This window comes from Paraburkholderia phymatum STM815, assembly GCF_000020045.1.
Lineage (GTDB): Bacteria > Pseudomonadota > Gammaproteobacteria > Burkholderiales > Burkholderiaceae > Paraburkholderia > Paraburkholderia phymatum.
This window is the reverse complement of the sequence record NC_010622.1, coordinates 1,828,170-1,839,939: the sequence shown is the minus strand read 5'-3', so window position 1 is coordinate 1,839,939 and position 11,770 is coordinate 1,828,170. Positions and strand designations below refer to the sequence as shown.

Here is an 11,770-nt window from a genome sequence, read left to right as displayed (position 1 = left end):
ATCAGCCCACGACGATCGTCCCGTTCATCGTCTCGTGCCCCGACCCGCAGAAGATGTCGCACAGAAAATCGACGGTGCCCGCTGCACCCGCCTGCGCCGGCAGCCGCACGACGGCCCCGGGCGGCACGTCGGCGCGCACGTTGTATTGCGGGATCGCGAACCCCATGATCGTGTCCTGCGCGGTCAGTTCGAACACGACGTTCTCGTTGGGCGCGAGCTTGATCTGATTCGGCGTGAACGTGAACTTGCGCGCGTGAACCTTGATCACGCGCGGCTCGGCGGCGCGCGCGTCGAAGCGGCCCGCCACGGTCAATACTGCGCCCAGCGCGGCGAGCGTGAAGAGCCGCCGCCGTTTTCTGTCGATTGCAGATGCTTGCATGATGGTGGTCCCCTCGTTATGACGTCTTGATGGGCATTTCATTGAGCGCGAGCGCGCCCGACGGCCGCGCGACTTCCACCTGCCGCCATCCCAGCCCGCGATACGGCGCCGACGCATCCCACGGCACGGGCAGCTTCTTGTCCTGCGACATGGCGGCCGGCAATGGGAACATCAGCGAGCGCGCCGCGTGATGCGCGATGTTGCCCGTCACCATGTGATGCTCCTGATGGATGTGCCCGTAGAACACGGTCACGTTCTTGCGCCGGCTCAGCACGTCGATGACCTGCGCGCCGTCGCGCGTCGCCCAGTCCCACTGCGGCGCGAGATCGAACAGCGGCCGGTGCGTGAACACGACGATGCGCGCGTCCTGCGGCTGACGGTCGATGTCGCCGGCGAGCCATGCGATCTGTTCGGCGCCGACACGGCCCGCCGGATCCGACACGTTGTCGAGCGTGATGAAGTGCACACCCTTGTGATCGAACGTGTAATGGGTTTGGCCAAAGTGCTCCTTATAGGCGGCGCCCGCGTCGAGGCTCGCGTCGTGCTCGCCCGGCATCAGGTACAGCGGCTTTACCCTCAGTTGCGCGACGATCTGCTGGAACTGCCGCATGCGTTCGTGACGCAGCGCGGTGTCGTCGGTCGTATGCGTGAGATCACCCGTGAAGCTGTAACAGGACGTAAATTGCGTTGGCCATGCGCGACGCACCCGCTTAGCATGCGTCGCGCTGCGCCTTCCTGCGACTGTGCGCGCAATCGCGGCGTTTGTCTCTGCTTGGGTTTGCCGTCGTTATTTGCCGCGAAACCGCACGCACCGGCTCGCCCGGCGAAGTCGCGACTGTTGCGATGCCCTGGCGGCGTTTTTCGGCAGACGCTGCATTTCCGTTATTCTGTCGTGATCGCGGGCGGGCGACGCCCGTCCCGCCGCTTCACGCGGCCTGGTCTTGCCGCACGCCTGTCGTCTCTCGTGCTGCGCAGGGGCGGGCCCGTCCATCGATCCCGGAGTTCCTCGGATGTTCCTTCCGACATTGCGCGCGCCGCGCGCGCTTTCTGGTGCCGATATGCATGTCGAAACGCATGCGGGCGCCCATGTCCGTTCACGTTCCGCCCACCATCGCTTGCCCGCCGCTCGCGGATGGGCGCGTGTTGCCGCGACGCTGGCGCTCACGGGCATGCTGCTCGCGAGCTTCGTCGCGTCGCCCGCAGCCAATGCGAAAACGCCTCAACCGAAGCCGATGCTCGACGCATCCGCGGTCGCCGTGCCCGACCGGTACGCCGCCGATGCCGCGCAGCAGATCTTCGCCGCGGGCGGCAATGCCGTCGATGCCGCCGTCGCGGTTTCATTCACGCTCGCCGTCACGTACCCGGATGCAGGCAACATCGGCGGCGGCGGGTTCATGACGGTCTATATGGACGGCAAGCCGTACTTCCTCGACTACCGGGAAAAGGCGCCGCAGAGCGCAACACGCGACATGTACCTCGACGACAAGGGCAACGTGATCAAGGGCATGAGCCTCGTCGGGCATCGCGCGGTGGCCGTGCCAGGCACGGTCGAGGGCATGTGGGAGGCCCAGAAGCGCTTCGGCAAGCTCAAATGGAAGCAGGTGCTTGCGCCCGCGATCAAGTACGCGACGGACGGCTTCACGGTCCAGCCATGGCTGCAGCAGCGCCGTGAATTCGCGTCGAAGAACTTCGGTGGCAAGACCAATTTCGATGCGTATTTCTCGAACCTGAAGGCGGGAGCGATGTTCCGTCAGCCCGAGCTCGCGCAAACGCTGACGCGGATCGCGTCCGACGGCGGCCGCGAGTTCTACGAAGGCCAGACGGCCGACCTGATCGCGCAGCAAATGTACGGCCACGGGCTGATCACGAAGACAGATCTGTTGCAGTACAAGGCTGTGTGGCGTGAGCCCGTGACGGCGAGCTGGAACGGTTACCAGATCGTGACCGCGCCGCCGCCGAGTTCGGGCGGCGTCGGGCTGATCCAGTTGCTGAAGATGAAGGCGGACCTGAAGCCGCAGTTCGATGGCGTGGCGCTCAATTCGGAGCCCTACATCCATCTGATCGCGCAGATGGAGGACCGCGTGTTCGCCGATCGCCAGCAATATTTAGGCGACCCCGATTCGTACCGCGTGCCCGTCGACAAGCTGATCGACGACGCGTACCTCGCAAAGCGCGCAGAAGGCATCACGCCGGATGAAGTGCCGGGCGCTGCGCCCGTGAAGCCGGGTCTCGGCGACTCGATGCCGGAAAAGGCACAGACGACGCATTTCTCCGTGGTCGACAAATGGGGCAATGCCGTGTCGAACACCTACACACTGAACGGGCCGTTCGGTTCGGGCGTGGTGGTGGACGGGGGAGGGTTCGTGCTCAACGACGAGATGGACGACTTCGAGGCGAAGGCGGGTGTCCAGAACCAGTTCGGCGTGACGAGCGGCGACGTGAATACGATCGCGCCGGGCCGCCGGCCGTTGTCGTCGATGACGCCGACCATCCTGCTGAAGGACGGCAAGGTCTCGCTCGTGATCGGCACGCCGGGCGGCTCGCGCATCTTCACATCGATCTTCCAGGTGATGACGAATCTGTACGACTTCAACATGCCGCCCGCCGATGCACTCTCCGCGATGCGCTTTCACCATCAGTTGCTGCCGCAGAAAACGATCTACTGGGAGCCCTATCGCCCGATCGACGGCGAACTGGCCGACCAGCTGAAGGCGCGCGGCTACACGCTGGAGGGTCAGTTGTTCAACGGCGACGTGCAGATGATCCGCATCGACGGCACGGCGCCGCAACCGGCTGCCGATCCGCGCGGCGTGGGCGTGGGCCGTGTGATTCAATAGGGCTGGCGGCGCAGCCGCTTTCCATGAACGCATAAACGGGGAATCGAATGGCACTGGAGCAGCAGAGCGTGATCGTGTTGCCGGGTTATATGAACTCGGGCGACGGACACTGGCAGACCCGCTGGGAGGCACTGTATTCCGATTTCTCTCGCGCGCCGATGCGCGACTGGAATCATCCCGTCTGCGAAGAATGGTGCGACACGCTCGATGCGACGGTGGCCGCCGCCAAAGCGCCCGTTCTGCTTGCCGCGCACAGCCTTGGCTGCCTGACGGTCGCATTCTGGGCGGCGCGCCGTACTTCGAGAGAACTGCTCGCCAAGGTGGCGGGCGCATTGCTGGTCGCCGTGCCCGATCCCGCCAGCGCCGGGTTTCCCGCGGATGCCGCCGGATTCGATGAGGTGCCGATGCTGAAGCTGCCGTTTGCGTCGATCGTCGTCGCAAGCACCGACGACCCGTACGGCGGTGTGCCGTTCTCGCAGGCCTGCGCGGCGGCTTGGGGCAGCCGCTGGCAGAGCATCGGCCCGCGAGGCCATATCAACGCCGACAGCGGCCTCGGCGACTGGGACGAAGGGCAGCGGTGGCTGGCTTCGATGGCGTGAGCGAAACGCCCGTGCGCGACACGAGCGACTGACGCGCTCGCGTCCCGGGTGATCTGACTTACCCAGCCGGCCGGGCCGACGTCTCGAGGCGGGCCGCGGCCTGCGCTCGCCGGGGCACGCCCGTGCGCGCTACCCGTCAGATCACCGACCGGCCCCGCAGCGCGTCGATCTGCTCGTCGCCATAACCGAGCACGTCGCGCAACACCGCTTCCGTGTGTTCGCCGAGCGTGGGTGGATGCGCCTGCGCTTCGGGCGGGGTCGCGCTCATCCGAATGGGATTGCGCACCAGCTTGACCGTGCCGCCCGACGGATGCGGCAACTGCACCTGCATGCCGCGCGCGACCACCTGCTCGTTCTCGAACACCTCTTCGAGATCGTTGATCGGGCCACACGGTACGCCCGCGGCTTCGAGCGCATCGATCCATTCGTGCTTGCTGCGCGTGCGGACCATCTCCGCGAGGATCGGGACGAGCATCTCGCGATTGCGCACGCGTGCAGGGTTGGTGGCGAAACGGTCGTCGTCGGCGAGATCTGCCCGGTTTCCCGCTTCGACGAACTTACGGAACTGCCCGTCATTGCCGACGGCGACGATGATCCAGCTGTCGCTGGTCTGGAACGTCTGATAGGGGACGATGTTCGCGTGCGCATTGCCCCAGCGCACGGGCGGCTTGCCGCTCGCAAGGAAATTCGAATTCATGTTGGCGAGCATCGCGACCTGCACGTCGAGGAGCGCCATGTCTATGTACTGGCCTTCGCCCGTCCGGTCGCGGTGCGCAAGCGCCGTCAGCACGGCTACCGACGAGTACATGCCCGTCATCAGGTCGGCGATCGCGACCCCCGCTTTTTGCGGACCGCCGCCGGGCAGGTCGTCGCGCTCGCCCGTGATGCTCATGAAGCCGCCCATGCCCTGGATGATGAAGTCGTAGCCCGCGCGCTGCGCGTACGGTCCCGTTTGCCCGAAGCCCGTCACCGAGCAGTAGACGATGTCGGGCTTCACGGCCTTCAGCGAATCGTAGTCGAGCCCGTACTTCTTCAACTGGCCGACCTTGTAGTTTTCCAGCACGACGTCGCTTTGCGCGGCCAGCTCGCGCACGATCTGCTGCCCCTCGGGCGTTGCGATGTCGACGGTCACCGAGCGCTTGTTGCGGTTTGCCGCGAGATAGTAGGCGGCCTCGCGCGTGTCCGCGCCGTCCGGCGTCTTCAGGTACGGCGGCCCCCAGTGGCGCGTGTCGTCACCGGCGCCCGGCCGCTCGACCTTGATCACGTCGGCGCCGAAATCGGCGAGCGTTTGCGCGCACCACGGGCCGGCGAGCACGCGGGTGAGATCCAGTACGCGGATATGACTGAGTGCGCCCATATTTTGTCTATGTCTCCAGTGTGATGGGGCACGCGCCGCACAGGCGCTGCCCGAGTCGATCGATGTGATGCATCTTAAGCGATCGGCTGCCGTCGGCCTATCCGGCCTGAGGATGTAGGACGAATGACAGCGGCGACTCGACGCATAGCCCGGGACGGCGGCCTGGCCGGATGGCCAGAGCCGCCTGCGCCGCCGCGCGCAAGCGCCGATCCCGTATAATCGACCGTTCAGGAAACAATCCATTGCGACGGCCGGTAACCCTTCCGCAGCCGTCGGCTCAAGCCAGGACCGTCCCCAAAGCACGCTATGAAAGCCGCCGAAATCCGCGAGAAATTCCTCAAGTTCTTCGAATCGAAGGGCCATACGATCGTCCGTTCGTCGAGCCTCGTGCCCGGCAACGATCCGACGCTGCTCTTCACCAATTCGGGCATGGTGCAGTTCAAAGATGTGTTTCTCGGCGCCGAGTCGCGCCCGTACTCGCGGGCCACGACGGCGCAGCGCAGCGTGCGCGCGGGCGGCAAGCACAACGACCTGGAAAACGTCGGCTACACCGCGCGTCACCACACGTTCTTCGAAATGCTCGGCAACTTCTCGTTCGGCGACTATTTCAAGCGCGACGCGATCCACTACGCGTGGGAACTGTTGACGGGCGTCTACCAGCTGCCGAAGGAAAAGCTCTGGGTCACCGTCTACCAGGAAGACGACGAAGCCTACGACATCTGGGCGAAGGAAGTCGGCGTGCCCGCCGAGCGCATCATCCGCATCGGCGACAACAAGGGCGCGCGCTACGCATCGGACAACTTCTGGCAGATGGCGGACACCGGCCCGTGCGGTCCGTGCTCGGAAATCTTCTATGACCACGGTCCGGACGTGTGGGGCGGCCCGCCTGGATCGCCGGAAGAAGACGGCGACCGCTACATCGAAATCTGGAACCTCGTGTTCATGCAGTTCAACCGCGACGCGCAGGGCAACATGACGCCGCTGCCCAAGCAGTGTGTGGACACGGGCATGGGTCTCGAGCGTATTGCAGCCGTGCTGCAGCACGTGCACAGCAACTATGAGATCGACCTGTTCCAGGCGCTCATCAAGGCGGCAGCACGAGAAACGAATATCGACGATCTGTCGAACAATTCGCTGAAGGTGGTCGCCGATCACATTCGCGCGTGCTCGTTCCTGATCGTCGACGGCGTGATTCCCGGCAACGAAGGCCGCGGCTACGTGCTGCGCCGTATCGTGCGCCGCGCGATCCGTCACGGCTACAAGCTGGGCCGCAAGGGTTCGTTCTTCCACAAGCTGGTTGCCGACCTGGTCGCGCAGATGGGCGGCGCGTATCCCGAACTGAAGGACGCCGAACAGCGCGTGACGCACGTTCTGCGTCAGGAAGAAGAGCGCTTCTTCGAGACCATCGAGCACGGCATGTCGATCCTCGAAGGCGCGCTGGCCGATCTGGATTCGAAAGGCGGCAAGACGCTCGACGGCGAAGTCGCGTTCAAGTTGCACGACACCTACGGCTTCCCGCTCGATCTGACGGCCGACGTGTGCCGCGAGCGCGGCGTTACGGTCGACGAGCCGGCGTTCGATGAAGCTATGGCCCGGCAGCGGGAGCAGGCGCGCGCGGCCGGCAAGTTCAAGATGGCGCAGGGCCTCGACTACACGGGCGCGAAGACCACGTTCCACGGCTATGAAGAGATCGTGTTCGACGACGCCAGAGTGACGGCGCTGTATGTCGACGGCGCATCTGTCAATGAAGTGACGAAGGGCCAGCAGGCCGTCGTCGTGCTCGATCACACGCCGTTCTATGCGGAGTCGGGTGGCCAGGTCGGCGACCAGGGCGTGCTCGCGAACGCCAGCATCCGCTTTGGCGTCGTCGACACGCTGAAGGTGCAGGCCGATGTCGTGGGCCATCACGGCACGCTGGAGCAGGGCACGCTGAAGGTCGGCGACGTCGTCAAGGCGGAAATCGACGCCGTCCGCCGCGCGCGCACGGCGCGTAACCACTCGGCCACCCACCTGATGCACAAGGCGCTGCGCGAAGTGCTCGGCGGCCATGTGCAGCAGAAGGGTTCGCTCGTCGACGCAGACAAGACGCGGTTCGACTTCGCGCACAACGCGCCGATGACGGACGAGCAGATTCGCCGCGTCGAAGAAATCGTCAACGCGGAAGTGCTGGCGAACGCGCCCGGCATCGTGCGCGTGATGGCGTACGACGAAGCGGTGAAGGGCGGCGCGATGGCGCTGTTCGGCGAAAAGTACGGGGACGAGGTGCGCGTGCTCGATCTGGGCTTCTCGCGCGAGCTGTGCGGCGGCACACACGTGAACCGCACGGGCGACATCGGCCTCTTCAAGATCGTGATGGAAGGTGGCGTCGCGGCGGGTATCCGTCGCGTGGAGGCCATCACGGGCGACAACGCGGTGCGTTTCGTGCAGGAACTGGACGCGCGCATCCATGCTGCCGCGGCTGCACTCAAGGCGCAGCCGTCCGAACTGACGCAGCGTATTTCGATGGTTCAGGACCAGGTGAAGGCGCTCGAAAAAGAACTGGGCGCGCTGAAGTCGAAGCTCGCCTCGAGCCAGGGAGATGAACTGGCCAGCCAGGCTATCGACGTGTCCGGCGTGCAGGTGCTGGCGGCCACGCTCGAAGGCGCGGACGTGAAGACGCTGCGCGAAACGGTCGACAAGCTCAAGGACAAGCTCAAGAGCGCGGCCATCGTGCTGGCATCCGTCGAAGGCGGCAAGGTCAGCCTGATCGCGGGCGTCACGGCCGACACGAGCAAGAAGGTCAAGGCGGGCGAACTGGTGAACTTCGTTGCTCAGCAGGTCGGCGGCAAGGGCGGTGGCCGTCCCGACATGGCGCAGGCTGGCGGCACGGAGCCGGCCAATCTGCCGGCTGCGCTGGCAGGGGTGAAGGGCTGGGTGGAAGCGCAACTGTAAGCGCAATGCGGGGTACCTGCCCCGCACAGGTTGCGTAGCATCCGCTTATGCATAAAAGAAGGCCGCGAGTCGATAGGACTTGCGGCTTTTTTTGTTTATATCGATCAGTTGACGGCGTCCCTCCCGGGCCGCTCAGACGGCTGCTTCTTCCGCCGCCTTGTCCCGCAGGTTGCTGCTCGCAACCAGCATCCCGCGCAACGCATTCAACGCTGACGAAAAATGCCCGCGCCGCCAGATCAGCAGCGTATCGATGCTGCCCAGATCGTCGAGCGCATGCACGGCGATGTCGTTCGATTCGGGCAGCAGCGCGAGCACCGAACGTGGGGCGACAGCCACACCCGCGCCCGCCGCCACGCACGCGACGATCGCGTGATACGAGCCGAGTTCCAGCACGCGTGCCGGCCGCAGGCCTCGATCCATATACCACTTCTCAACATGCACGCGATACGCGCAGCCCGTTTCGAACGCGATCAGCGTCGACAGGGTAATGTCGCTCGGCTCGCGGACAGGCGGATGACCGCGCGGCGTCAGCATCACCAGTTCTTCGCGGAACACGGCCTCGACCTCGAACAGATCGCCGATCCAGCCGGCGTCGAGCGGCCTCGCAACGATCGCGGCATCCACTTCGAATTCGCGCACGCGGTCGATCAGCTTGTCCGTGGTCCCCACCTCCAGTTCGAGCGCGACTTCAGGCCAGGTCTGGTGATAGTGCGCGAGCAGTCCGGGCAGCCGGGTCGCGGCGACACTTTCCATCGTGCCGAGGCGCAGCCGGCCGCTTGGCTGCGCGTCCTTGACGGCATGCCGCGCCTCGTCCGCGAGCGCGAGCAGCCGTTCGGCGTAGGGCAGCAACGTTTCGCCTGCGGGCGTCAGCACGAGCCGCCGGCCGTCGCGGGTGAAGAGTTCGGTGCCCAGTTGCTCTTCGAGTTGCCTGATACGCGTCGTCACATTCGACTGCACGCGATTGAGCTTCGCGGCGGCGCGCGTCACGCCGTTTTCGCGCACGACCGCGCGAAAGATGGTGAGGGCGGCAAGATCCATCAATCTCTCCATGAGATTCGATACATCAAGATTATTCATTTTACGAGATATATGGGTCAAGCTAGGATGCAGCGTGAAAGCACTCTGTCGCTCCTCTATTTCGATGAACGATCTCGCCTCCCGCACCTTCGATCGCCCAGATTCCCCTGGCGATGCCCGCCGCGCCGCACTTGCCTGCATGGCGACGCTTGCCGTCGCACTTGGCGTCGGGCGGTTCGCCTTCACGCCGCTATTGCCGCTGATGTTGCAAAGCGGCGAGCTGGACATCAGACACGGCGGCTGGCTCGCTTCGCTCAATTACGCGGGCTATTTCCTCGGCGCAATCGGCTGCGTGGCGCTGCGCGTGGATGCGGCGCGGGTCGTGAAAACGGGCCTCGCGTCGACGGTGCTGCTGGTGCTCGCGATGGGCATGACACATCAGTTCTGGGTCTGGGCCGTGGTGCGCTTCGTCGCGGGCGCGGTGAGCGCGTGGACGTTCGTGTTCGCGTCGCAATGGGGTTTGCGGCGCCTCGCCGAACTGGGTGCGAACGAATGGGGCGGCGTGATCTATACGGGCCCGGGCTTCGGCATCGCGGCGACGGGGCTGCTGGTCAGCGCGGCGGGCGGGGTCGGTGCGACGGCGGGCTGGATCGGCTTCGGCCTCGTGTCGGCCGTGCTCGCGGCGCTCGTATGGCGCACGTTGGGGACGGCGTCGACGGTGCAGGCGACGGCAAGCACGATCACTCATGCAGACGCTCGCGGTGCATCGCCGCCCGTTCACGCGCACCTGCATCGCGCGGATGCCTTCTGGCTGATCGCTCTCTATGCCGTGCCCGGCTTCGGCTACATCATTACCGCGACGTTCCTGCCTGTGATCGCCCGCGCTGCGTTGCCCGTCGATTCGCCGTGGCCGGATCTGTTCTGGCCGATGTTCGGCGGTGCGCTGGTGGCCGGCGCGCTGGCGGGCGCGCGTCTGCCGCCGCATTGGGACAATCGCACGCTGCTGGCGGGCTGCTATGTGGTGCAGGCATTGGGCATCCTCGCGGGCATCGTGTCGCCGACGGCGGGCGGCTTTGCGCTCGGCAGCGCGCTGATCGGTTTGCCGTTCACAGCGATCACGCTCTTCGCGATGCGCGAAGCGCGCCGGCTACATGGCAACAACGCGGCAGGCCTGATGGGCTACGCGACGGCAGCGTATGGTCTCGGACAGATCGCGGGCCCGCTCGTCGCCGCGCCGATTGCTGCGCACACCGGCTCGTTCACGCCGGCGCTGTGGCTGGCGGCAATTGCGCTAGTGGCAGGCGCGGTGGGACTCGTCGCCGTAACGCGGATGCGTCCCGCGCCGCGCGGCTAGGCAAAACGTCGGCCGTCAAAGATCGCGCGCGACGACGCAGAGCAAACAGCTTCGCGGCGCTTCGCCAAGCCCGCGCAATCGAGCGATCCGCCAATCCCACGCGCCGCGCCCAGCTTCGAGAAACACATTCACCACCCTCCGCACTAAAATGTCCGCTTTCCAGTCATTCCCGCGGGCCCATCGCCGGGCGCGCCGCCTGCCATGCAACATTTCGCGTCGGACAACTACGCCGGCATCTGCCCCGAGGCGCTCGAAGCGCTGATCGCCGCCAACCACAGCGGTCACGAACCGGCCTATGGCGACGACTCATGGACACAGCAGGTCTGCGACCGCCTGCGCAATCTGTTCCAGACCGACTGCGAAGTATTCTTCGTCTTCAACGGCACCGCGGCCAACTCGCTCGCGCTCGCGTCGCTGTGCCAGTCGTATCACTCGGTGATCTGCCACGAACTCGCGCATATCGAAACGGACGAATGCGGCGGCCCGGAGTTTTTCTCGAATGGCTCGAAGCTGCTGACGGCGCCGGGCATCGGCGGCAAGCTCACGCCGGACGCGATCGAAGCCGTCGTCACGCGCCGCGCGGACATTCACTACCCGAAGCCCAAAGTCGTTACGCTCACGCAATCGACGGAAGTGGGCACCGTCTACAGCGTCGAGGACATTCGCGCGATTGCGGCTATCGCCAAGCGCCGTCATCTGACAGTGCACATGGACGGCGCGCGCTTTGCGAACGCGGTCGCCGCGCTCGACGTGCATCCATCCGAGATCACCTGGCGTGCAGGCGTCGACGTGCTGTGCTTCGGCGGCACGAAGAACGGCTTGCCCGTCGGCGAAGCGGTGGTGTTCTTCGACCGCACGCTCGCCGACGACTTTGCGTATCGCCTGAAGCAGGCGGGCCAGCTCGCGTCGAAGATGCGCTTCATTTCCGCGCCGTGGCTCGGCTTGCTCGACAACGACGTGTGGCTGCGCAACGCGCGTCACGCCAACGCGATGGCGAAGCTGCTGGAGTCGCGGCTCGCGCAGATTCCGGGCGTGAGCATCATGTTCCCGACGGAGTCGAATGCCGTGTTCGCGCAACTGCCGCCCCACGTCGCGAAGGCGATGCGCACGCAAGGCTGGAAATTCTACGAGTTCATCGGCGCGGGCGGCTGCCGGCTGATGTGCGCGTGGGACACGCAGCCCGAAACGGTCGAGCGCTTCGTCGCCGACGTGCGCGCACTGTGCGCAGCTTGAGGCAGACGCACCTGTGCGCTTCGCCGTCCAGGTGATCCGCGACCGGTAGCCAAAGAAAGGAGA

8 protein-coding genes and 1 pseudogene are annotated in these 11,770 nt (G+C 65.5%); 5 read left to right on the top strand and 4 right to left on the bottom strand.

The window, feature by feature from the left end; all coding sequences use genetic code 11:
- Position 1: 1 nt before the first annotated feature.
- On the bottom strand, positions 2-379 hold the full coding sequence (locus tag BPHY_RS08245) for a cupredoxin domain-containing protein (protein ID WP_012401010.1): 378 nt from the start codon (positions 377-379) through the stop codon (positions 2-4).
- Between the two features lie 16 nt (positions 380-395).
- Positions 396-1,043, bottom strand: a pseudogene (locus BPHY_RS08240) (metallophosphoesterase); the annotation flags it as partial.
- A gap of 346 nt (positions 1,044-1,389) precedes the next feature.
- Between BPHY_RS08240 and ggt the strand changes: the two are divergent.
- Together ggt and BPHY_RS08230 are read left to right on the top strand one after the other, a co-directional pair.
- On the top strand, positions 1,390-3,216 hold the full coding sequence (gene ggt, locus BPHY_RS08235; RefSeq protein ID WP_041763452.1) for a gamma-glutamyltransferase: 1,827 nt from the start codon (positions 1,390-1,392) through the stop codon (positions 3,214-3,216).
- Positions 3,217-3,263: 47 nt separating this feature from the next.
- The gene (locus BPHY_RS08230) at positions 3,264-3,815 is read left to right on the top strand and encodes an RBBP9/YdeN family alpha/beta hydrolase (protein WP_012401007.1); all 552 of its coding nucleotides are present in this window, start codon (positions 3,264-3,266) and stop codon (positions 3,813-3,815) included.
- A 136-nt stretch (positions 3,816-3,951) separates the two neighbouring features.
- Here the strand turns inward: BPHY_RS08230 and BPHY_RS08225 are convergent, their stop codons facing one another.
- The gene (locus BPHY_RS08225) at positions 3,952-5,172 is read right to left on the bottom strand and encodes a CaiB/BaiF CoA transferase family protein (protein WP_012401006.1); all 1,221 of its coding nucleotides are present in this window, start codon (positions 5,170-5,172) and stop codon (positions 3,952-3,954) included.
- A gap of 306 nt (positions 5,173-5,478) precedes the next feature.
- Here BPHY_RS08225 and alaS point away from each other — a divergent pair, with 306 nt between their 5' ends.
- Complete coding sequence (gene alaS / locus BPHY_RS08220; protein ID WP_012401005.1) at positions 5,479-8,103, top strand: alanine--tRNA ligase; 2,625 nt, start codon at positions 5,479-5,481, stop codon at positions 8,101-8,103.
- Positions 8,104-8,235: 132 nt separating this feature from the next.
- On the opposite strand, the gene BPHY_RS08215 is transcribed toward alaS, so the two are convergent.
- Complete coding sequence (locus BPHY_RS08215; RefSeq protein WP_012401004.1) at positions 8,236-9,141, bottom strand: LysR substrate-binding domain-containing protein; 906 nt, start codon at positions 9,139-9,141, stop codon at positions 8,236-8,238.
- 103 nt (positions 9,142-9,244) lie between these two features.
- Between BPHY_RS08215 and BPHY_RS08210 the strand changes: the two genes are divergently transcribed.
- Complete coding sequence (locus tag BPHY_RS08210) at positions 9,245-10,474, top strand: YbfB/YjiJ family MFS transporter (RefSeq protein ID WP_012401003.1); 1,230 nt, start codon at positions 9,245-9,247, stop codon at positions 10,472-10,474.
- Between the two features lie 201 nt (positions 10,475-10,675).
- Positions 10,676-11,707 carry a threonine aldolase family protein gene (locus BPHY_RS08205; protein WP_012401002.1) on the top strand — a complete coding sequence of 344 codons (1,032 nt, stop codon included), beginning with the start codon at positions 10,676-10,678 and terminating at the stop codon, positions 11,705-11,707.
- The last annotated feature ends 63 nt before the right edge of the window (positions 11,708-11,770 follow it).

What these genes read in the sequence shown, in the direction of transcription:
- BPHY_RS08205 (WP_012401002.1), top strand. Translation starts at nt 10,676, where the DNA reads ATGCAACATTTCGCGTCGGACAACTACGCCGGCATCTGCCCCGAGGCG.
- alaS (WP_012401005.1), top strand. Translation starts at nt 5,479, where the DNA reads ATGAAAGCCGCCGAAATCCGCGAGAAATTCCTCAAGTTCTTCGAATCG.
- BPHY_RS08230 (WP_012401007.1), top strand. Translation starts at nt 3,264, where the DNA reads ATGGCACTGGAGCAGCAGAGCGTGATCGTGTTGCCGGGTTATATGAAC.
- ggt (WP_041763452.1), top strand. Translation starts at nt 1,390, where the DNA reads ATGTTCCTTCCGACATTGCGCGCGCCGCGCGCGCTTTCTGGTGCCGAT.
- BPHY_RS08245 (WP_012401010.1), bottom strand. Translation starts at nt 379, where the DNA reads ATGCAAGCATCTGCAATCGACAGAAAACGGCGGCGGCTCTTCACGCTC.
- BPHY_RS08210 (WP_012401003.1), top strand. Translation starts at nt 9,245, where the DNA reads ATGAACGATCTCGCCTCCCGCACCTTCGATCGCCCAGATTCCCCTGGC.
- BPHY_RS08215 (WP_012401004.1), bottom strand. Translation starts at nt 9,141, where the DNA reads ATGGATCTTGCCGCCCTCACCATCTTTCGCGCGGTCGTGCGCGAAAAC.
- BPHY_RS08225 (WP_012401006.1), bottom strand. Translation starts at nt 5,172, where the DNA reads ATGGGCGCACTCAGTCATATCCGCGTACTGGATCTCACCCGCGTGCTC.